Here is a 20,715-nt window from a genome sequence, read left to right as displayed (position 1 = left end):
GCGTCGCGCGGACGACGCTTGCGGGTATGACCACCACACTCGCTCCTCCGGCGCGGATGCCGATCCCGCACGCGCGGCTCGTCGCGTGCTATGCCGCGATTCTCGGCACTTTTCCTTATCTGACACTGAAGATCGCGTGGGTCACCGGCGGTACGCTCGGCCTGCGTGATCCGTCCTTTGTGGACTCGCCGACGATGGTGTTCGCGAATCTGCTCACCGCCGGGATGGACGCGGTGGCGATCGCGCTGGCCTTCGCGCTGACCTACGCGTGGGGCCGCCGGATCCCGGCGCCGCTGGTGCTGTTCCCGGCGTGGGCCGCGACCGGCCTGCTCGCGCCGATCGTGCTGAGCAGCCCCGTCATCGGCGTCGACTTACTCAGCTCGTCGACCAGCACGCTGCCACTTCACGACTGGGTCTGGGCCGTGGTCTACGGCGGTTTCACCTGGCAGGGCCTCGCGCTGCTGACGGCGTTCGTCTTCTACGTCCGGGATCGCTGGCCGGTGCTGACCACCACGCGAACCCGTCCCGTCGGCGTGCTGGGCCGGATCGCCGGAGTGGCCGCGATCGGGACCGCGGCGCTGCACTTCGCGTGGGCCGCCGGTTCGACGTTCGCACTGGTCCCCGGTCGGACCGCGGGCCTTTCCTCGCGCTTCCTCGACATCGTGGTCGGCGTGCTGACGTTGCTCGCCGTCGCCGCGCTGCTGACGCTGCACCGTGGACGGCTCTGGCCGCGGCTGGTCGTGGTGTGGACCGGCGCGGGTTCGATGGTCGGCTGGGGTTCGTGGATGCTGTTCACCACGGTCCTCGGCGGTCCGCTCGCCGAGGGCGCGACCCTGGTGCAGGCCGCTGTCTACGCCGTCCAAGTGACGGTCGGCGTGCTGGCGATGGTCGCGGTGCTGCGGCGGATACCGCGTACGGCGTAGGCGGGGAGTCGCTTGCGGACGGACGCGCCGACGCTCGGCGGCGGGTAGTTTTCGCGGCATGAGACCGGAGTGGTGGCAGAGGCGGAACCCGTGGGTGGGCCGTGTCGTGCGCACCGTGCTCATCCTGGGTTTCGTGCTCGGCGTCACCACCAGCGCGTCGCACTGGCAGCCGCACGCCCATCCGCTCACCTTCGCCGGGTACGCGTGGCTGGCCGCGACGGCGCTGACCCTGCTCGTCGTCCATCGCTTCCCGCTCACGGTGTTCCTGCTGACCGTGACCTCGGCCTACCTCTACTACGCGAGCGGGTTTCCCGGCGGTCCGGTGATCGTCGTCCCGACCATCGCGTTGTTCATGCTCACCCGGCTGCGCGGTCCGCTGACGGCGGGGATCACCGGCGCCGCGGTCCTGGTCGCGGGGTTCACCGCCTTCTTCATCCGCCGTGGCGCGCTGGAGATCACCGCGGGCTCGGGGCTCGCGGTGGTGTGGATCGCAGCGGTGATCGGCGCCGGCACCGCGGTGCGGTACCAGTGGGCGGCGGTGCAGGCCCGGCGCGAGCAGGCCACCGAGCACCGGCACCGGATGGCCGAGCAGGAGCGGCTGCGCATCGCCCGCGAGGTGCACGACGTCGTCGCGCACAGTCTCGCCATGATCAACGTGCAGGCCGGGGTCGCCGCGCACGTCGCGGATCGGCGGCCGGAGCAGGCGAAAGAGGCGCTGCTGAACATCAAGGAGGCCAGCGCGTCGGCGTTGAAGGACCTGCGGGCGACGCTGGCGGTGTTGCGGTCGGGGGAGGACAAGGCACCCGCGCCGAGCCTCGCGCACATGAACGAACTCGTGTGTCACGTCGAGGCGGCGGGCCTCGAGATCCGGGTGTACGGCGACCCCGGCGAGCTGCCCGCGCCCGTCGACGGCGCCGCGTACCGGATCCTGCAGGAGTCGCTGACCAACGTCGTCCGCCACGCCGAGGCCGCCACCGCCGTCGACGTCCGGTTCGAGCGGCGGGTGGGCGCGCTGCGGATGACCGTGCGGGATGATGGCCGGACCACGGCGGAACCGACGCCGGGACACGGACTGCGGGGCATGTGTGAGCGGGCTGCCGCGCTCGGCGGCCAGGTGACCGCGGGCGTTGTCGCCGGAGGCTTCGAAGTCCGCGCGGAACTGCCTGTGGAAGGTGAAGCATGACGATCCGGGTGGTTCTCGCCGACGACCAGGCCCTGGTGCGCGCCGGATTCCGGGTGCTGCTGGAGACCGAGGACGGCTTCGAGGTCTGCGGCGAGGCGGGCGACGGCGAGGAGGCCGTGGCACTGGCCGTCGAGCACAAACCGGACATCGTGGTGATGGACGTCCGGATGCCCGGCACCGACGGCCTCGAAGCGACCCGGCGGATCACCGCGAACCCGGAACTGGCCGGGGTCAAGGTGCTGGTGCTGACGACGTTCGACGTCGACGAGTACGTCTACGAGGCGCTGCGGTCCGGGGCGAGCGGCTTTCTGCTGAAGGACACCGACCCGGTCGAGTTGCTGCGCGCGCTGCGCGTGGTCGCCGCCGGGGAGGCGCTGCTCGCGCCGACCGTGACCCGCAGGCTGATCGCGGAGTTCGTCGGCCGCCCGGAGAACCGGCGGATCGACACGAGCGCCGTCCGCGAGATCACCGACCGCGAACGCGAGGTGCTCGGCCTGGTCGCGGGCGGCCTGTCGAACGACGAGATCGCCGCGCACCTGGTGATCTCGACGGCCACCGCGCGCACGCACGTCAGCCGCATCATGACCAAGATCGGCGCGCGGGACCGGGCGCAGCTCGTCGTCCTCGCCTACGAATCCGGCCTGGTCACCCCGAAACGTGGCTAGCCGCGTTTGAACTGCAGGACGAGGCGGACCAGGAACACCACGGCCACCGCGGCGACCACGACGATCTGCCAGGCCATCTCGGCTCCTCTCATGGACGCATCGAACCGATGCTCCGATCAGAAGGCGTCCGAGGGTGGGAGGACGTTGGCCGACACGACTCAGCTCACACTTTCGGGCTAAGAATCGCTGATCGGGAGAAGGGCGGTGCGAGCCGAGATCGCCGGCTCGCCCGCCCCGCTGCTCACGCTGCCGTCAGGCCCTCGACGAGACCGGTCGTCGGCCTGCCGATGAGCCGGGAAAGATCGTCACCGACCCGCGCGAAAACCCCGGCGGCGATGGTTTCGTCGAGACTTGCCAAGAAACCGGCCAGCTCGCTCTCCATGCCCGAATTGACGAACGCCACCTGCAACTCTTCGGAAGTGACAGGCCGGTAAGTGACCTCTCGCTCCAGCACGACCGACATCGCTTCGGCAATGTCGGCGTAGGTGAAGTTCGTGTCGCCGGAGAGGTTGTAGGTGACGTTGTCGTGCCCCTCTGTGGTGACGACGACGGCCAACGCCTCAGCCAGGTCCTTCCGGCTGGCTGCCGCGACGACGGCGTCACCGGCCGCCGCGGCGAGAACGCCGGTGTAGCGGGGGCCTGCCAGCGCCTGAATGTAGTTCTCGATGTACCAGGTGTTCCGCAGGATCGTGTACGTCACACCGGAAGCGGTGAGAGCATTCTCTGTCGCCCTGTGGTCGGCATTGATCTCGAACCGGTCATCGTCGGCCCGGACTCCGCTGGTGTAGTAGACGTGTCGGACATTCGCGTTCTTCGCGGCCTCGATCACCGACTCGTGCTGTGCAAGGCGATTCGGGTCGCCGCCCGAGATCAACACGATGTCGGAGTGCCTGGCGACCAGTTCCGCGACGCCGGCCGAATCCGACAGATCGACGGCGGCGGTGCCGAACCCGGCGGAAGCGAGTTCCCCGAGGCGCGAGGGATTCCGGCCCGCCGCGGTGATCGTTTCGGGGCGGATTCCCCGGGCGGCCAGCGCGTCCAGGACGTGGCCGCCGAGTGCCCCGGTAGCCCCGAAGACCAGCGTGCTCGCCTCAGGCGCGGTCATGGAGGGTGACCTGGTAGCCGTCGGGGTCGGCGAAGGTGAATGTCCGGCCGAACGGGCCGTCGATCGGTGCGGAGACGATGGTGTGACCGTCGGCGACGAGAGCGTCGTGAATGGCCTGGACGTCTGTGGCGTGGAGCCAGATCGCGACACCGATGCCGGGCTGGGCAACGGATGCGAGATCGGTGCCGGGAACGATCTCGCGGAGTGCGAACGCGATCGGCTTCGTCTCGAAGACGACGGCGTGCGGAGGCCCGGCCTGCGAGCGGACGAGGCCGAGGTACTGCTCGTAGAACGCCTGCGAAGCGGCGAGGTCACGCGCTTGCAGCGAGATGAAGTCGGGGCCGATGGCGGACAAGATGATGCTCCTTCTTTCGTGTCAGTCTTCTGACATGCACCAATCTATGTCAGAATGCTGACATGAGTCAAGACGGCGTCGACCTGGAGAAGTCACTGGGCTACCTGCTGAAGGAGGCGTCGAGCGCCCTGCGCGCGGCCATGGAGGAGGTGCTGCGGCCGCTCGGGATGAACGTGACGCGCTACGCCTGCCTCGAACTGCTGGCGCAACGGCCGGGTTTGTCGAACTCCGAGCTCGCGCGGGGCGCGTTCGTGACCCGGCAGTCGATGAACGTGCTGCTCCAGGCCCTGGAACGAGAGGGCTACGTGACCAGGCCCGCGGAGGCGCCCGTCGGGAAGGTTCTCCCGACGCGGCTCACACCTCGCGGCCGGCGGAGCCTGGAGAAGGCGAGTGCGGCGGTCCGGTCCGTCGAGGTCAGAATGCTGGCCGGCCTGACCGAGGCCGAGCAGGCGAACGCGTTCCGGATCCTGCGGAGCATGATCCATTCCCTGCGCGATGACGACGACGGCGCATAGTTCCCCGCAAAACACCACGTAACGGCTCGGGGCGGGGCCGGGACGGCTATCCTGCTCGGGTGCGTCGTGCGTTGATCACCGGTATCACCGGTCAGGATGGCCAATATCTCGCAGAGCTGCTGCATTCGAAGAACTACGAGGTGTTCGGCCTGGTCAAGGGGCAGAACAACCCGCGGATCGACATGATCCGCGCGGAGTACCCCTACGTCGAGCTGGTGTCGGCGGACCTGCAGGACCTCTCCAGCCTGGTCGGCGCGCTGGAGCAGGTGCAGCCGGACGAGGTGTACAACCTCGGCGCGATTTCGTTCGTGGCGCTGAGCTTCAAGCAGGCCGAGCTGACCGCGAACGTCACCGGGCTCGGGGTGCTCCGGCTGCTCGAGGCCATCCGCATGGTCGGCGGGCCGGACCACAAGATCCGCTTCTACCAGGCGTCCAGCTCGGAGATGTTCGGCAAGGTCCGCGAATCGCCGCAGACCGAGGAGACGCCGTTCTACCCGCGTTCGCCGTATGGCTGCGCGAAGGTCTTCGGCCACGACATCACCGTCAATCACCGGGACAGCTACGGCCTGTTCGCCTGCTCCGGGATCCTGTTCAACCACGAGAGCCCGCGCCGCGGCATCGAGTTCGTCACCCGCAAGATCACCAACGCGGTGGCGCGCATCAAGCTCGGCCTCCAGGAAACGGTCGCGCTGGGCAATCTCGAACCACGCCGCGACTGGGGCTTCGCCGGGGACTACGTCGACGCGATGTGGCGGATGCTGCAGCAGGACGAGCCGGGCGACTACGTCGTCGCGACCGGCCGGACGCACAGCGTGCGCGACTTCCTGAACGCGGCCTTCGGGCACGTCGGCCTCGAAGACTGGGAGCGTTTCGTCACCCAGGACCCGCGGTTCTTCCGCCCTGCCGAGGTCGACCTGCTCGTCGGCGACGCCACCAAGGCGCGTGAGGAGCTGGGCTGGAAGCCGGAGGTCGACTTCGAAACGCTGGTGTCCATGATGGTGGACAACGACCTGCAGCTCGAAGCCAGAAAGGCCGGAATAGATCTCCCATGATCTCCTACGCGCAAAACGCGGAGGACGTGGTTCTCGCCAGGGTGTTCGCGGGCAGAGCCACCGGTCGCTATGTCGACATCGGGGCGGGATACCCGCTCCAGGACTCGGTCACCAAGCACTTCTACGACCTCGGCTGGCGCGGGATCAACGTCGAACCCGAGCCGTCGTTGTTCGATCAGCTGCGGTGCGAACGGCCCGAGGACCTCAACCTCGCGATCGCCGTCGGCGCGAAGCCGGGCAAGACCGTGCTGCACGTGGTCGAGGGCCAGTGGGGGCGGGCGACGCTCGACGACGACCTCGCCGCGCACTACCGCGCGGACGAGGACTGGCCGACCCACGACGTCGAGGTCGACGTCGTCACGCTCGCCGACCTGCTCGACGAGCACCCCGGCCCGCTCGACTTCGTCAAGATCGACGTCGAGGGCGCCGAACGCGACGTGATCGAGGGCGCCGACTGGACCCGGCACCGCCCGCGAGTGGTCGTCGTCGAGGCCACCGAACCCGGCTCGCCCCAGCCGTCGCACGGCGAATGGGAACCGATCCTGCTCGACGCCGGATACCGGTGCGCGCTTTTCGACGGGCTCAACCGGTTCTACGCTCCGGCGGACGACGAGGAGGCGCTGAGCCGCCTCGCCGTCCCTGCCAACGTCTTCGACGATTTCGAGCGCTACGACGTCGCGCAGTTGCGGGCGGCACAGGCGAATCGGCCCGGCGAGGTCGGCTACATCCGGCGTCTGGAAGAAGCGGTGCAGGAAGCGCAGCAGTCCCGCGCCGACCGCGAGGAGTACGTGCGGAAGGTGGAGACCGCGCTGGCCGACAGCCAGCGGGACGCCACCCGGGCGCAGCGGCGGGCCGCCGCGCTCGAATGGCGCATCGCCGAACTGGAAGCCGAACTGCGGGCCGCGCGCGCTCAGCGGTAGGCGTGCACGATCGCGGTGTAGGTCTCCGCCTCGCCGGGCGCCATCTGCTTGCCCTCGTCGGGGCCGAGCGCGACCTCGATCCGGTCGAAACCGGCGGCCTGGCACCAGCCGGTCAGGCACTTCATGTTCGGTACCCACCAGTTCGTCGGGTCGCCGCGGAAGCCGTCGAAGGGGTAGAACTGCGCGAACTCGCGGTCCTCGAAACCGGCGATCTGCACACCGTGCGTCGAGACGATCGCCATCTCACCGGTCACCTTGTACAGCTGCCGCAGCGCGCCGATCGGGTCGACGAGGTGGTACAGCACGCCCGCGAAGAACACCACGTCGTACTGCCCGACCGAAGTCACGTCGTCGTGCGAGAAGTCGAGCACGATGTCCTCGACCTTGCTGTCCCGCAGGCGCCGCGCGGTGTCGAACCCGGTCTTGCCCGGCAACGTGTCCGGCCGCCACGCGCCGGGGACGTCGATGGCGTCGGGGACGTGCTCGCCGCGCTCCCGCATCCCGTGGATGGCGGCGTAGTAGGTCGGGAAGTCGATCGACCAGGTGTAGTGGTCGAGCGCGACGACCTTCTCCGCGCCCGCTTCTTCGGCGGCGAAGGAGTAACGGCCGTCCCACGCGCCGATGTCCAGCACGGTACGGCCGGTCAGGTCCGGGACCTGCCAGCTGTTCCACTCCTTGACGCTGAAGTCCGCGGGCTTCGCGCCCGGCGTGACGACGCCCTCGCCGACGTCGACGGAATGGAACCAGAAGGGAACGGCGTCAACGGCTTCCTGCCGTGCTTGTGCGCTCAAGGCGGTCATGGTCCGACACGGTAGCCAATGCCCGATCGGGCCGTGACAGGTTCCGCTGGAGTTCGGTGAGCCGGCGCGCCATCGTCGCCCCGACGGCCTCCGGACTGCACCGCGCCGCAACGGCTTCCGCGCCGCGGACACCCATCGCGCGCCGTCGCGATTCGGACTCGGCGAGCCACCGCAGCCAGCGGGCGGCCTGGTCGACGTCGGGCTCCGCCCACAGCTGGCCCTCGGTGTACCAGTCGCCGAACTCCGCGCCGAACCGGTGATCCCGCGCGGTGATGGGCCGGATGTCGTACCCGACGACGGCCGCGGCGCCGGGCGGCATGAAGTCGACGTTGCCGCCGTAACCGGTCGCGATCACCGGCTTCTCCATGGCCATCGCCTCGGCCATGCCGAGCCCGAAACCCTCGGACCGGTGCAGGGACATGTAGATGTCGCAGCTGGCGAGCAGGCAGTCCATGTCCGCGCGCGACATCTGCCGCGACAACAACGTCCCGTTCACGCTCGCGACGGCCTGCGCCAGATGCGTTGCCAGCTCGGGGAAGCGGTCGAGGTCGTTGGCCTTGATGACCAGTTGTGCCTTGGTGCCCTGCTCTTCCGGCGGGAAGGCGCGACGGAACGCCTCGATGACGCCCCACGGGTTCTTCCGCGCGTCGCTGGAGGAGGCGCTGAAGGTGTACAGCACCATCAGCCTGTCGTCCGGAATCCCGAACCGCGCCTTGTCTCCCGGGATGCCGGGTCGTTGCGGGACCACGCTCGGCACGACGGTGATCGGGATGTCGGTCGCCGTGCGGCAGGCGTCGGCGACGTACGTGGAAAGCACCCACAGCTCGTCGATGCGGGGGAGCTGCGCCAGCGCGTACTTCGGCATGTCCGGGAGTTCCCACGCCCACATCGCGATCGTGTAGCGGTCGAGGGCGTGCTCCGGGATCAGCTGGAACTCGTTGACGTTGACGAGCCAGAAGTCGAGCGGGAATTCCTTGCCCCGGCGCAACGCCGCGATGTCCGGCGGGATCGGCACCGTGCGGTACGGGGCCTGCGAGTTGAACTCGGTGAAGGTCGCCTCGACGCCGGTGCTCGGCAACGCGAGCGCCTGAACGTGGCGGCGGGCCGATTCGGAAAGCCCGGTCGTCGCCCGCGCGTCGGCGAAGACGTTCACACCCGGCCGGGTTCGTTCGATGGTCGTCGGGCGGTGCTGCTCGATCGCCGCGAGTGCGTCCACATAGGACTGTGCGGCGACCGGAAGCGACGCGTGGCGCCGCATGTATTCGCGGGCTTTCGCCCCCGCTGCACGGAGTTCGTCCGGCCAGCACACGGCGCGTTCGAGCGCGTTGTACAGCTCCTGGGCCTCCGGCGCCGCGTCCGTGGGAATCGTCCAGCAGAACGCCTCGTCGAAATGGCGGTGCTGCGGCAGATCGCTGGTGATGACCGGGCGTCCGGCGCCGAACGCGCGCATCATCGTCGCACTTGTTTCCCCCGCTGTCGGCCAGCGCAGGTTGACGACCGCGTCGGTGGCGCTGATCAGCTCCTCGAACTCGGTCTTCTCCGGCGACAGGACAAAGTGGACGGAGTCGCTGACACCGAGTTCGGCGATCGTGCGGCGGATGTCGTCCAGCAGGCCCGGTTGGCCGGGGTGGCCCGCGATCACCAGACGCGCGTTCGGCCAGCGGCGGCGGAGCTCGGCGAACACCAGCACCGCCACGGTCACCCGCTTGATGCCGACCAGCCCGCCGAACACCCCGAACACCACGTGCTCGTCGTGCCAGCCGTGCCGCGCGCGGGTCTCGGCGCGGCCGGAGTCATCGCGGATCGGCGCCCCGGACGGGACGACGTGCACCGGCATCTGGGGATACCGGCCGCGCAGGAACTCGGCGGTGTGCGGATCGTGGACGAGCACGCCCTTGCTGGCGGTCGCCAGACGGCGTTCCAGGGTCAGCGTGCCGTAGTCGATGGTCCGGACGCCGTCGACCTCGATCGCGGGCCAGCAGTCGAGCAGCGCGGGATCGGTGGGATGACCCCAGATCGGGCCGTGCGCGTACCGGACTTCTTCCCGGAACGCGTCGGTCGACGTGCCGCCGAACAGGCCAGAGTGGAAGTCGAGCAGCGACGGGTCGTGCAGCACCACGACACCGGGGACTTCCAGCGCCCGCCGGTAGATCTTCGCGTGGATCCCGGCGTGGTTGCCCATGTGGTAGATGTTCAGCGCATCGTCCACTTCGGACGAATCCGGCGCGAGAAGCGGGATCCCTGCCGGAGTCTCGGCGTTGTCGTCGTCGTCGACCGCGGCGATCTCGATCCGGCCGGACAGCGCTTCGAGCAGTTCGAAGCTGTAGTCGGCGATCCCGCTGCGCTGGGGCGGCAGCGGGGTCCACATCGCGTACCGGGTCATCGCCACGCGATCAGGCTGTAGCGATCGCCCGCGCCGACGATTTCGACGTCGGTCAACCCCGCGGACTCCGCGAGGAAGCGGAGGAAAACCGGGTGCAGCGGCTTGCGTGCGTATGGGTCGACCCGGAAGTCGCCGCTCGCGTTGTCGTCCGCTGCCGGGGTTTCGATGATCAGCGCGCCACCCGGCTGCAACGCCGTCGCGGCGGCGTCGACGAACCGGGCGAGCGCGCTCGGCTCGAGCCGCTCGGCGTAGCGGAACGCAGTCACGGCGCCGAGCGAACGCGCGGGTGCGGTGGCCAGCGTTTCGAACGCGTCGGCGTCCTCTACCCGCAGGCCGAGGCCTTCAATGTGCCGCCGCACCAAGGAGTTCGCGGACGCAGCACGGTAGGGCAGGTTCTCGGCGCGGAGGACTTCCAGCCATTCGCCGCGCGCGGGCGCGACGTCGAAGACCGGGCCGTTCGCGCCGTTCTCGTGTGCCTTCCGCACCGCGGGCACGTACCGCCCGCGTTCGGCGCGGACGTGATCGGCGGGCCCGTCCAGCAGCTCGGACAGGGCGAGTTCCAGGAACGAATCGCGCTCGGCGACGTCTGTCGTGGGCGCGGTTTCGGGACGGTTCGCGCGGACCTGGTCGAGGAAGCCGTCGAGCTGCGCGTGCCGGAGCCGGACGTCGCGGGCCGCCCCGGTCAGCGCGGCGATCTGCGCTTCGAGAGCCTTGATCCGCTGTTCCGCGTCCTCGCCGTGCTCCGCCGTCTCGGCCAGCCGGAGCCGGAGATCGCCCAGCTGCGACTCGATCCGGCCCAGCGAGGAGAAAAGCCGCTGGTTGAGCCCGGCCATCAGGTTCTGATCGCTGTGCTTGAGCAGCTCGACCTCGTGGGCCAGCTCCTCGTGGCTCACCCTGTCGGCGCCTTCCAGCTGGTCGACCCGGGCACGCTGGACGCGGCCCGCCTCGTCGAGGCCCGCCAGCGCGTCGTGGATCGCGAGGTTGGATTCGATCTGCCATTTGAGCTGGCGGCGCCAGAGGAACCGCAGGGCCAGCCTGCCGAGCAGATCGGTCCGCTTCAGCGGCAGGTGCAGCTGCTGGTGCTCGCCGAGGCGGGCCAGCGCCTGTGCCACGCGATGTTCAGGCATGTGGTGTTCTTTCCGGATCGATCAGCGGGGGAGCCTGCCGAGGATGTTGTCCAGGCCCGGTTTGTCGAGGAGTGCCACGGTTCCCCGTACCAGCGAGCGTTCGGCCAGTTCGAGGACCACGACATTACTGGGGGCCAGCACCGCGCTCGCGGCAGCGCCCTGGTCGCGGTCGGCGGTGCTGGCGTGCAGTGCGGTGAGGTTGCGGAACGACGCGGCCAGGTACGGCAGCGTCCGGATGGTGAAGGAGTCGCCCAGCAGGGCGACGTTCAGCCCGTAGGTTCCCGGGCCGGACGCGGTGTTGAGGTGCAGCGGCGTCGTGTAGTCCGGCGGCGTCGGGCGCGTCATGTCCTGGGTGCCGTCGGGCATGAGCGCGTAGTGGGTGCCGCTGGTCGTACCGGACCGGCCGATGAGTGGCGGCAGATCGGCGGGGACCTGCCAGCCCGCGGTGGGCGTGACCTTCCACGTCGCGCTGATGCCGGGCCGTAGCTTCTCCGCCACCGAGCGCGCCATGATCACCGAGCCCTCGTCCGACCAGTGCGCGTCCTGGGGTCCGTAGATCGGCTGGCCCTTGCCGGCGCCCCAGCTCGTGATCTGGCCGCGCAGGTCGAGGATGTAGTCCTGCCGGGCGTCGACCATCCGCCAGAACTCGGCGGCCATCGCGGTGTGGCAGTCCTTGCCGATGTAGGCGTCGGGCAGGTTCTCGGGCACCACGGTCGCCTTGTCCGGCGCGACGACCACCACGAGCTGACGGCCGGAGGCCTCGATGCCCTCCTTGAGCCGCTGCAGCTTGCCGAACGTGTCGGCCAGCGGATGCGCCTGCGCGCAGTGGCTCGACACCTCGTCGCCGAGGTAGAGCCAGCCGTTCTTGCCCTCGATGATCGGGGGGAACTGGCGGGGATCGGTCTTGACCGGCGGGGACTGCAGCGGGCCCTGCTGGTTCTCGTGGTTCAGCGGCGGCGGTTCGCCGAAGACGCCGCGGCTGATGCCGTCGGCGGCGTGCACCGCCTGCTCGCGGAACATCAGGTGATCGGTGGCCCACGCGGACAGCTGGGTGAAGAACGACCAGCCCTGGCCGGGGCTGGGGAAGGGGGTCAGTGCCCGGTTTTCGAACTCGCTCGGCCGGGCGCCGAAAGCGACCGTGATCAGCGGGGTCGCGAAGAAGATGACCGCGCACGCCAGCGCGATGGTCTGTCTGCGCGCGTGTCTTGGCCGGTAGAGCGAGTGCTCGCGGGGCAGCCAGGCCTCGTACACCGGGGGCAGCGGCGACGGCTTGTCGTTCTTCGTCGTCATGCCGTCGCTCCCGTGTCGTGTCTGCGGTTCGCGAACACGCCCGCGCGGCGGACGATCCGGGCCACCGGGCGCAGCGCCCTGCGCAGCGGGCTCGGCGGAGGCGGCGGTGGTGCCGGTGCGGGCTCCCGGCGGGCACGCCAGGTGCGGTACGCCTCCTCCAGTTGCCCGCGCACCCACGTCGTCGCGATGTCCATCGACCGGGTGCGCAGGAGATGGTCGCGTGCCGCCGCGCCGCGCCGCCGGGCTTCGGCCGGATTGTCGGCGACCTCACACATCGCCGCGGCCGCCGCGTCCAGATCGGGATCGGCCCAGTGGCCGTCCTCCTGGTAGGGCACCCAGCCGGGGCCGACCTCGACCAGCTCGTACGGGATCGGCCAGCCGACGTCGGCGCCGAAGAACTCCGTCGTGCTCGAGTAGTCCGTCGCGATCACCGGGAGTCCCCGGATCATCGCCTCCGCGACTGTCAGCCCGAATCCCTCGCTGCGGTGCAGGGAGACGTACGCATCGCTTTCGGCGTACAGCGCGTTGAGTTCTTCGACGCTGAGGTAGCGCTCCCACAGCTCGATCCGCGTGTCGTCGCCGATCGCGTAGCGCAGCCGTTCCACCGTGGCCGCGTGCAGATGTCCGTTGGTGGCCTTGATGACCAGCTGGACGTCGTCGCGGCCGGGGAACGCGCGCTGGAACGCGGTCACCACGCCCCACGGGTTCTTGCGGCCGCCCGTGCTGTTGAAGTCGAAGGCGAACAGGAACCGGACGGGCGCGCCGGGTTCGCGTGCCGCGCGGGATACCGGGCCGGGGTCGGGGACGGGCAGCGGGATGGTCTTCACCGGGACCGGGGCGTGCTCGGCGATCGCCTTCGTGGCGAACTCGCTCGGCGTCCACACCTCGTCGACGAACGCGAAACCGTCCCGCATGGACTCCGGGAAGTCCTCCAGCTCCCACGCCCACAGGCCGATCCGATACCGCTCGTGGCCGATGTCGGGGTGGCTGTTCAGCAGCAGCTCGGCGAAATCGGAGTTCACCGCGAGGAGGCTCAGCGGGAACTTCGGGTCGCCGACGGTGTCCGGATCGGCCAGCGCCGTGGTCCGGACCGAACGCGCCAGCGACCGCTTCTCGACAACGGACACCATCGGGATGCCGGAGTCCCGCACGACGCGGTGCACGATCCGGCCCATCTCGCCGAGGCCGAGTTCCGCGGTCAGGTACCCGGCGACGTTGACGCCGAACTCGTCGACCGGGGCGGTGGGCGCGGCCGGTTCGGTGGGCACCGCCCAGGACGGCACGAGACCCTCGTCGACGCCGTGGGTCGAGCACCACTGCCGGAACCCCGGCGCGTCCCGGCCCGTCGGGTGCGCGAACACGGCCTGCAGATCGACACGCGTCGCCCACACCCGCATGGTCAGCCTGCTGAACCCGGCGGTCTTTTCGAGCGGGGTGGCGGGCGCGGAAAGCCAGTCCTGGAACGCTTTTCCACCGTCGTCACCGAAGGGATGCGGCGGTGCTTCCTCGGCGGACTGACCGAACGGGTCCTCGTCCGTCTTCACCCACGCCGCGTGGAAGAGCTGGCGCATCTGCGGGGTGATCGGGGTCCCGTCCGGCAGTTCCGCGAAGCCGTACGGGACCTCTTCGCCGTGTCCGGCAGCCAGCAGCTTCTCGCGGTAAGCGTCGCAAAGGTGCCTGAGTGACGGATTCGCGGACAGTGTCACGCGGGGTCGCTCGGGAGTGTCCGCGCTCAGCAGCCACGGGGTTTCGGGGTCGTAACCGCGGAACGCCACGAACTTCGGTGGAGCGTCGTCCAGGGCTCGCTCGTGCAGATTCCAGTAGCCGAGGGCGAGGCCGGGATCGCGGACGATGGTGTGCGGGAACAGCCCGGCGACCAGGTCGAACCAGTGCCGGACCCGCGCGCGGGGTTTCCGGCACCGGGCCCGCTCGGCCCACAGGTCGAGGAATCCACGGGCGTCACGGCCCGCCGCGAGGAACCCGTCGAAGATCCCCGGCACGTCGCCGGGTTTGCGCTCGTCCTGCGGAAACGGGGTGAGCACTGAGGGCGTCACGACGAGACCGTGTTCGACGGCGAGCGCGGTGATGTCGGCGAAGGAGGCGTGGACGTCGATCTCCGGCGCGAGCAGCACGGCGACGTCGAAGTCTTCGAGGAGTTTCCGCAGCGCCAGCGGCTTGACCACGTCGAGCAGGCCGTCGGCCGCGTGGGACGTCGCGAGCCGCAGGTACTCGTCGGAATCGAGGTCGAGCCACTCGTGGCCGACGACCCGCAGCCCGGCGGGACCCGAGGTCCCGTCCGACGGGCCGTCGACCACGAGGACGACGAACTCGTGGCCCGGATGGTGCTCGAGATAGCTCTCGGCGAGCACACGACCGGCGGCCAGCCGGCTCCGGGTGAGCACGGTGCAGGCCGCGCTCCGATACGGACGGTCCGGCAAGCTTTTCCCCCCGAGCTTGCTACCGGACACGTCAGGTGTTGGCCGGCAGCACCTTCAGCTGCCCGGCGAGGATCTCGTCGAACACGCTGCTGATCGACGCGAGGTCGGCGCCGTCGACTTGCACGCGGACGACGGTGTTCCGGTAGACGTAGTGCGCCCGGATCAGGGACGCGCCGCCGTTCTGCCCGGCCAGCTGCACGACGTCGACGCCCGGCGGCACGGTGCCGCTGTAGGTCTGCATCTTGAACTTGATCTGCAGCTGCGCGAGCTTGTCGGCGGCGGTGCGGGCGGCGGCCGGCGACGAGGTCTGGGCGGTCAGCACGACCGCGTGGACCTCGGACGGGAGGTTCGAGACGGCGAGCCGGGCCTTGCTGGCGTCCGCGGCCTTGTACGCGTCGCTCTCGTCGTCGGTCAGGACCTTCCGCGGCGCGAGGTCGCCGAACGACGGGAAGTCCGTCTTCTCCTTGAGCGTGCCGGGCAGCTTCGCGATCTCCAGATCGTCCTTCGGCGCAGGCGGGGCCGGAGGTGCGGTCTGGCTGGTGCTGGCGGGCGGCTGGGCGGTGTTGTCGCCGTTGTTGCCGAAGACGAAGAAGGCGCCGACACCGAGCGCGATGACCACGACCACCGCGACCGCGATGCCGATGATCTTGCCCTTGCCCTTCGACGGCGTCGTCTCGAACGGCTCCGGGCCCTGGCCGACCCAGCTGTGGTCGGTCGAGGCGAGCGGTGGGAAGTCCGAGCCGCCCCACGGCGGGACGCTGTCGCCGCTCGGCGCGTTCCACGGCGCCTGCGGTGGCTGCTGCGGGTGCTGTTGCTGCTGGTACGGCGGCTGTTGCTGCTGCTGCGCGGGGAAGCCACCGGAGTTCGGGGCGGGGAAGCCGCCCTGCGGGGAGGGGACGCCCGGGACGACCTGGGTCCGCTCCGCCTCACCGGCGTTGGCCTGCCAGGTGCCCTGGCCGACGGCCTGGGTGCGCTCGGCGCTGTCCGGCACGTTGACGATCTGGGTCCGGTCCGCGGTGGACCCCTGCTGCTGCGGTTGCTGAGGCTGCTGCGGCGGGCCGGCCTGGGGCGCGCCCTGCTGCGGCTGCCCGCCGACCGGGGCGATGATCTGGGTGCTGTCCGCCTGCCCCGGCGCCTGCTGCGGGGTACCCTGGGGGTCGTAGCTGACCGCCGAGGACAGCACGTTGTCCCGCCGGACCCGGTAGTCATCGGCCGAGATCTGGCCAGCGGCCAGCTCTTCGTCCAACCGGCGAAGTTCTTCTTGCCAGGACAAACCCGGCCCCCTTCTCTCACGAAGCGCCTCGAGCCGGCGCCCTGAGCCGCACAGACCCCCCACATTGTGCACTCAGCGTCCTCGGGCCCCTCCCAGAGGGTCGAATCGTGACCTGCCCGGGTGACGACGTCTCAGCCCGGGGGCAGGACCTTCTTCACCGCGTCCAGGATCCGGTCCTGACGTGCGGTGATCTCGGGCGAGTCCGACGTCTTCGGGTAACCGGCGCCGAAGTAGACGACGGTGCCGCCCGAGGCGTACCACGTCGTCTTGAGCGTGCTCTTGCCGTCGAACCCGGTGACGATCTTCAGCTGCTCGGAGGGCACCTGGGTGAACCCGCCCGCGACGGCGTTCTGGAGCAGCGTGTCGACGACCGCCTTGGCCCCGGTCGGGCCGCTGGTCGGGATCACCAGCAGCAGGTAGCTGGACTGACCGTCGGCCGAGCCGCGGAAGATGACCTCGCTCGCGCCGTTCTTCGTCAGGGTGTCGGCGGTCTGGTTCGGGTAGAGGCCCGTCTCGAGCCCCTTCGCGACCGACATCGTCGAGTTGTTCGGGTTCGGCGTGCCGGGCAGCACGGGGAGCCTGTCCTCGATGCTGCTGCCCGTCGCGGCGTTGGCGTTCGTTCCGGTCGGCGCGGTGCTCGACGCCGTATCGGTGCCGGTGGGCCTGCCGAGCCACCACGTGCCGCCGATGATCAGCGCGAGCACCAGCAGCACACCGGCGGCGAGGAACAACCACGTCGGCAGCTTGCGTGACCGCTCCGGCGTCGCCGGCTCGTCGTCCCAGCGGTTCTCGTTCCCGGCGTCGACCGGCTCGGGAACCAGCGGCGGGAACCGGCTCGGCAGCGGGCTGGTGTCCGGCCTGACCTGCGCGGGAGTGCCGTCGACGCGGAGGTACTGGGTCGGGTTGACGTCGGCAGGGCTGGGCGCGGTGGTCGGCCGGTCGGTGCTGTAGGCCATGCCGTTGTGGCCGGAGGACCGCAGCGGCATCGTCATCGGCGGGACCGACTGGGCGGGCACCGGACGGGTCAGGCCTGGCTGTGCGGGGGTCGGCTGCGACGGCGGCTGCTGGGCGGGCGTGGGCTGGGACGGATGCGGCTGCGCCGGCGTGGGCTGGGACGGTGGCTGCTGGTGCACCGGCGCCGGTGGCCACGGCCGGGCCTCGGGCGGCGGGGCGGCCGGATTGGTGCTGTGCCAGGTGTTCCCCGGATGCCGCAGCGGCGACGCGACCGGTGACGGCACGGTGCGCCCGGAGGCCTCGGCGAGCAGATCGTCGCGCAGCCTGCGGTGTTCGGCCTGACCGAGGCGACCGGCGGCCAGCTCCGCGTCCAGCCTGCGCAGCTCGTCCTGCCAGCTCATCCCGCACCCCCTGCCACCCGTATGGGGCACCAGTGTGACATGCGTACTGTCCGCACACCTGCGGGTCGCCGGGAATGGACGCTTTCCGGCACCGGCCCGTGCCCGGCGAACTGCGTACAGTTGAGGTATGTCGTGGTTCGGGCGAGACAAGACGCAAATCGTGGGTGCGGACGAGGCCCTGCCCGGTCGGGCGGAGCCGATCACGGTGTCCGGCGTGCACGCGGTCTTCACCGACCGGCGGATCACCCCGCCGTTCCCGGAAGGGCTGCGCACGGCGGTGTTCGGGCTCGGCTGCTTCTGGGGCGCCGAGCGGATCTTCTGGCAGACGCCGGGCGTGTACTCCACCGCCGTCGGCTACGCGGGCGGCCACACGCCGAACCCGACGTACGAGGAGGTCTGCAGTGGACAGACCGGGCACGCCGAGGTCGTTCTCGTCGTGTTCGACCCGGTCCAGGTGTCCTACGAGACGTTGCTGAAGATCTTCTGGGAGGGCCACGACCCGACGCAGGGCATGCGCCAGGGCAACGACCTCGGCACCCAGTACCGCTCGGCGCTCTACTACACCGACGACGAGCAAAAGGCGACGGCCGAGGCTTCCCGCGAGGCGTTCCAGGCGGCGCTGACCGCGTCCGGGCACGGCACGATCACCACCGAGCTGGCGCCGCTGGGCGAGTTCTACTACGCCGAGGAGTACCACCAGCAGTACCTCTCGGACGCCAAGAACCCGAACGGCTACTGCGGCCTCGGCGGCACCGGTGTGAGCTGCCCGATCGGCCTCGACATTCAGGGTTCCTAGCCTGGTGCGTCGCTACCGCTACTTGCCGTAGTGGTAGCGACACTGCGCCACACGGATCTCGTCGCCGACGATCTTGTAGACCAGCCGATGCTCGTCGGTGATGCGACGCGACCAGTAGCCGCTGAGGCCTTCCTTCAACCGCTCCGGCTTGCCGATTCCTTCGTTGCCGTTGCGCTGGATGTCCTTGAGCAGCTCGTTGACTCGCTTGAGGACCTTCCGGTCCTCGGTCTGCCACCAGAGGTAGTCGTTCCAGGCGAGTTCGTCCCAGACCAGTTTCATTCAACGAGGTCGTGCTGTGTCCCGCCGCCGGATTCCAGTCGCTCGATGGCGGTGATCAGGCGTCGCGCGTTCTCGGGACTGCGGAGCAGGTAAGCGGTCTCTTTGAGTGATTGGTAGTCCTCGAGCGACACGATCACGACCGGCTCGTGTCCTGCGCGAGTGATCACGACCTCTTCGCGGTCGTTCACCACGGAGTCGAGCGTCTCGGCGTAATTCGCGCGAGACTCGGAGTAGCTCATGGTCTTCATCAGCACCCTCCCTTCGACGTACAAAATACTGTACGTCGAGTGTGGCCGGGCAGCAAGGGATGCGGCGTGGGGCATCGGTCACACAGGGCTGAATCGGTAGGGCGATGACCGGCTGGAGTGCTGACCGGGACAGCCACTAAGGTCCGTCTGCGCGGTCGGCGCACGGTCACGTCTTTCCTTGTCGCGGCGCGGGGACCGCCAGGACGCGCAGGGGGGCCCTTGACCACCGACACGCTTCCGGTCGAGCGCGGTTCGGGCCGTGGCTCCCGGCTCACCGCCGTCGGCCGGTGGTTTTCGCGGGAAGGGACGCTCGTCGTCCTCGCCGGGCTGGCGATCTCGGTGGTGTTCAACTGGCCGATCGTCGTGCGCCCGGCGTCCGCGGTCCTCGGCGGGATCGGCGACCCGTTCCTGCAGATCTGGGAAATGGCGTGGCAGCACCGTTTCCTCACCGGGGGCGGCGATTTCTGGACCGCCAACATGTTCTTCCCGGCGCCGGACAACTTCGCCTTCTCCGACACCCTGCTCGGCTACCTGCCGCTCAGCGTCTTCGGCGACGGCCCGGACGCCGCGGTCATGCGCTACAACCTCGCGTACGTCTTCGCCTACGCGCTCGCGTTCATCGGCTGCTACCTGCTGACGCGGCAGCTGGGGGGAAGCTGGCAGGCATCGGCGCTGGCCGGGGTGGTGTTCGCGTGGGCGCCATGGCGGCTCGCCCACGCCAGCCACCTCAACATCCTCTCCACCGGCGGGATCGCGCTGGCGCTCTTCGCGCTGGCCCGTGGCCACGGGTTCTCGTTCCGGACCGGGCTGCGGCCGGAGCGGGCCCGGCCGTGGTGGGTGCTCGCCGGCTGGTTGCTGGCCACCTGGCAGGTCACCCTCGGGTTCACCATCGGCATCCCGTTCGTCTACGTGATGGGGCTGGTGGGCCTGGTGATCGTCGTGGCCGGGGTGGTGAAGCGGCGCGAGCTCGGCCGCCGCACCCACCTCGCCAACGGCGTCGGGATCGTGGTCTTCCTCGTCGTCACCTACCTCCTGACGCGACCGTACCTACGGGTCGTCGACAGCTACCGGTTCACACGGTCGGCGCACGATCTCGAACTGCTTTCCCCGCCGCCGGAGGGACTGCTCACCGCGTCCAACCAGACCTCGGTGTGGCGTGGCACCCCGTTCAACATGTGGCACGAAGGCGTGATCGACCACTCCTGGATCGCCGAGCCGGGCGCGGCGGAGAAACTGCTGTTCCCCGGGCTGGTCGTGCTGGTGCTCGCGATGGTGGGCCTGGTGGTGAGCGCCTGGCCGGTCCGGGTGCGGGTCGGTCTCGGCATCGCGACGGCGGTCCTGACGATCCTCTCGCTCGGCACGACGTTCTTCGGCGGCGAGTTCACCTATCTCCTGCTGTGGAAGCACTTTCCGGGCTGGGAGGCACTCCGCACTCCCGGACGGCTGATCCTCTGGGTGAGTCTCCTGCTCGCGCTGCTCGCGGCGGGTGCGGTCACCCGCTTCGGCCAGTTGTGGGCCGAGCGCTCGCCGACGCCGTCCGCCTGGCGAAAGCGCCTGGTCGCGTTCCTGCTGCTCCTGCCCGCGCTGGGGGCGTTGCTCGAAGGCGTCCCGAGCCAGCCCCACGTGACGCCGCCCGAGATGCCCCCGGATCTCCATCAGGCCTTCACCCAGTCGCGGGAGCCGATGCTCGTTCTGCCGGTGAGCCTGTCGCCCGACACGTTCAGCGAGTACACCTACCTGCTGTGGTCCACCGACGGCTTCCCGAAGCTGGCCAACGGCTACTCCGGCAACTTTCCGCCGCAGTACGAGGAAATCGTCGCGGCCTCGAAGACCTTCCCGGACGCGCACAGCATCGCGGTGCTGCAGAAGTACGGCATCCGGAAGGTCGTCGTGCTGAAGGCGGCGGGCCCGTCCGCCGAGGTTCTCAGGCGCCCCGTCGACCTCCTGCGTCTCACCAGGACCGAGACCGCGGATCTCGTGACGTTCACCGTGCACTGACAAGCTGTAC

Annotated in this window: 19 protein-coding genes; 8 read left to right on the top strand and 11 right to left on the bottom strand. The window is 69.8% G+C overall.

Translation table 11 applies throughout. The features are described 5' to 3' along the window. The first annotated feature begins 26 nt into the window (after window positions 1–26). Genes ACFWY9_RS04655 through ACFWY9_RS04645 form a run of 3 tightly spaced genes read left to right on the top strand, consistent with a single transcriptional unit; the run spans window position 27 to window position 2,771 of the window. Window positions 27–923 (top strand): hypothetical protein, encoded by an 897-nt coding sequence (locus tag ACFWY9_RS04655; protein ID WP_378338154.1) that lies wholly within the window; start codon window positions 27–29, stop codon window positions 921–923. Window positions 924–981: 58 nt separating this feature from the next. Further along, window positions 982–2,106, top strand: a complete 1,125-nt coding sequence (locus ACFWY9_RS04650; RefSeq protein WP_378338153.1) for a sensor histidine kinase — start codon at window positions 982–984, stop codon at window positions 2,104–2,106. Continuing rightward, window positions 2,103–2,771 carry a response regulator gene (locus ACFWY9_RS04645; RefSeq protein ID WP_378325931.1) on the top strand — a complete coding sequence of 223 codons (669 nt, stop codon included), beginning with the start codon at window positions 2,103–2,105 and terminating at the stop codon, window positions 2,769–2,771. The genes ACFWY9_RS04650 and ACFWY9_RS04645 overlap by 4 nt, the downstream gene beginning before the upstream one ends. Window positions 2,772–3,012: 241 nt before the next feature. Here the strand turns inward: ACFWY9_RS04645 and ACFWY9_RS04640 are convergent, their stop codons facing one another. Together ACFWY9_RS04640 and ACFWY9_RS04635 are read right to left on the bottom strand one after the other, a co-directional pair. Then, complete coding sequence (locus ACFWY9_RS04640; protein ID WP_378325929.1) at window positions 3,013–3,876, bottom strand: NAD(P)H-binding protein; 864 nt, start codon at window positions 3,874–3,876, stop codon at window positions 3,013–3,015. Beyond that, the gene (locus tag ACFWY9_RS04635) at window positions 3,863–4,231 is read right to left on the bottom strand and encodes a VOC family protein (protein WP_378338152.1); all 369 of its coding nucleotides are present in this window, start codon (window positions 4,229–4,231) and stop codon (window positions 3,863–3,865) included. The genes ACFWY9_RS04640 and ACFWY9_RS04635 overlap by 14 nt, the downstream gene beginning before the upstream one ends. A gap of 62 nt (window positions 4,232–4,293) precedes the next feature. Here ACFWY9_RS04635 and ACFWY9_RS04630 point away from each other — a divergent pair, with 62 nt between their 5' ends. Genes ACFWY9_RS04630 through ACFWY9_RS04620 form a run of 3 tightly spaced genes read left to right on the top strand, consistent with a single transcriptional unit; the run spans window position 4,294 to window position 6,718 of the window. Then, a complete protein-coding gene (locus ACFWY9_RS04630) occupies window positions 4,294–4,746 on the top strand; it encodes a MarR family winged helix-turn-helix transcriptional regulator (RefSeq protein WP_378325927.1) in 453 nt (150 codons plus the stop codon). A 59-nt stretch (window positions 4,747–4,805) separates the two neighbouring features. Then, window positions 4,806–5,798, top strand: a complete 993-nt coding sequence (gene gmd / locus ACFWY9_RS04625; protein ID WP_378325926.1) for a GDP-mannose 4,6-dehydratase — start codon at window positions 4,806–4,808, stop codon at window positions 5,796–5,798. Next, window positions 5,795–6,718: an FkbM family methyltransferase gene (locus tag ACFWY9_RS04620; protein WP_378338151.1), complete on the top strand. Its 924-nt coding sequence runs from the start codon at window positions 5,795–5,797 to the stop codon at window positions 6,716–6,718. Before gmd ends, ACFWY9_RS04620 begins: the two co-directional genes overlap by 4 nt. On the opposite strand, the gene ACFWY9_RS04615 is transcribed toward ACFWY9_RS04620, so the two are convergent. The 7 genes from ACFWY9_RS04615 to ACFWY9_RS04585 form a co-directional block, all read right to left on the bottom strand. Next, the gene (locus tag ACFWY9_RS04615) at window positions 6,709–7,518 is read right to left on the bottom strand and encodes a DUF1698 domain-containing protein (protein WP_378338150.1); all 810 of its coding nucleotides are present in this window, start codon (window positions 7,516–7,518) and stop codon (window positions 6,709–6,711) included. The genes ACFWY9_RS04620 and ACFWY9_RS04615 overlap by 10 nt on opposite strands. Further along, window positions 7,478–9,901: a glycosyltransferase family 4 protein gene (locus ACFWY9_RS04610; protein ID WP_378338169.1), complete on the bottom strand. Its 2,424-nt coding sequence runs from the start codon at window positions 9,899–9,901 to the stop codon at window positions 7,478–7,480. The genes ACFWY9_RS04615 and ACFWY9_RS04610 overlap by 41 nt, the downstream gene beginning before the upstream one ends. Then, window positions 9,898–11,028, bottom strand: a complete 1,131-nt coding sequence (locus ACFWY9_RS04605; protein ID WP_378338149.1) for a methyltransferase domain-containing protein — start codon at window positions 11,026–11,028, stop codon at window positions 9,898–9,900. The genes ACFWY9_RS04610 and ACFWY9_RS04605 overlap by 4 nt, the downstream gene beginning before the upstream one ends. Before the next feature lie 21 nt (window positions 11,029–11,049). Next, on the bottom strand, window positions 11,050–12,318 hold the full coding sequence (locus tag ACFWY9_RS04600) for a hypothetical protein (RefSeq protein ID WP_378338148.1): 1,269 nt from the start codon (window positions 12,316–12,318) through the stop codon (window positions 11,050–11,052). Then, window positions 12,315–14,756: a glycosyltransferase gene (locus ACFWY9_RS04595; RefSeq protein WP_378338147.1), complete on the bottom strand. Its 2,442-nt coding sequence runs from the start codon at window positions 14,754–14,756 to the stop codon at window positions 12,315–12,317. Before ACFWY9_RS04595 ends, ACFWY9_RS04600 begins: the two co-directional genes overlap by 4 nt. A 31-nt stretch (window positions 14,757–14,787) precedes the next feature. Then, complete coding sequence (locus ACFWY9_RS04590) at window positions 14,788–16,029, bottom strand: hypothetical protein (protein WP_378338146.1); 1,242 nt, start codon at window positions 16,027–16,029, stop codon at window positions 14,788–14,790. Between the two features lie 131 nt (window positions 16,030–16,160). Next, complete coding sequence (locus ACFWY9_RS04585) at window positions 16,161–17,384, bottom strand: hypothetical protein (RefSeq protein WP_378338145.1); 1,224 nt, start codon at window positions 17,382–17,384, stop codon at window positions 16,161–16,163. A gap of 127 nt (window positions 17,385–17,511) precedes the next feature. On the opposite strand from ACFWY9_RS04585, the gene msrA reads away from it, so the two are divergent. Beyond that, a complete protein-coding gene (gene msrA / locus ACFWY9_RS04580; protein ID WP_378338144.1) occupies window positions 17,512–18,180 on the top strand; it encodes a peptide-methionine (S)-S-oxide reductase MsrA in 669 nt (222 codons plus the stop codon). 18 nt (window positions 18,181–18,198) lie between these two features. Here the strand turns inward: msrA and ACFWY9_RS04575 are convergent, their stop codons facing one another. Both ACFWY9_RS04575 and ACFWY9_RS04570 read right to left on the bottom strand, forming a co-directional pair. Continuing rightward, a complete protein-coding gene (locus ACFWY9_RS04575) occupies window positions 18,199–18,459 on the bottom strand; it encodes a Txe/YoeB family addiction module toxin (protein WP_378325917.1) in 261 nt (86 codons plus the stop codon). Then, window positions 18,456–18,707: a type II toxin-antitoxin system Phd/YefM family antitoxin gene (locus ACFWY9_RS04570; RefSeq protein WP_378325916.1), complete on the bottom strand. Its 252-nt coding sequence runs from the start codon at window positions 18,705–18,707 to the stop codon at window positions 18,456–18,458. Before ACFWY9_RS04570 ends, ACFWY9_RS04575 begins: the two co-directional genes overlap by 4 nt. Window positions 18,708–18,926: 219 nt before the next feature. Here ACFWY9_RS04570 and ACFWY9_RS04565 point away from each other — a divergent pair, with 219 nt between their 5' ends. Beyond that, window positions 18,927–20,705, top strand: a complete 1,779-nt coding sequence (locus ACFWY9_RS04565) for a hypothetical protein (RefSeq protein ID WP_378338143.1) — start codon at window positions 18,927–18,929, stop codon at window positions 20,703–20,705. Window positions 20,706–20,715: the final 10 nt, after the last annotated feature.

Source organism: Amycolatopsis sp. NPDC059027, assembly GCF_042739735.1.
In the GTDB taxonomy this organism is placed as follows: domain Bacteria; phylum Actinomycetota; class Actinomycetes; order Mycobacteriales; family Pseudonocardiaceae; genus Amycolatopsis.
The sequence above is the reverse complement of the archived record's forward strand: the minus strand, read 5'-3'. Positions and strand labels throughout refer to the sequence as shown.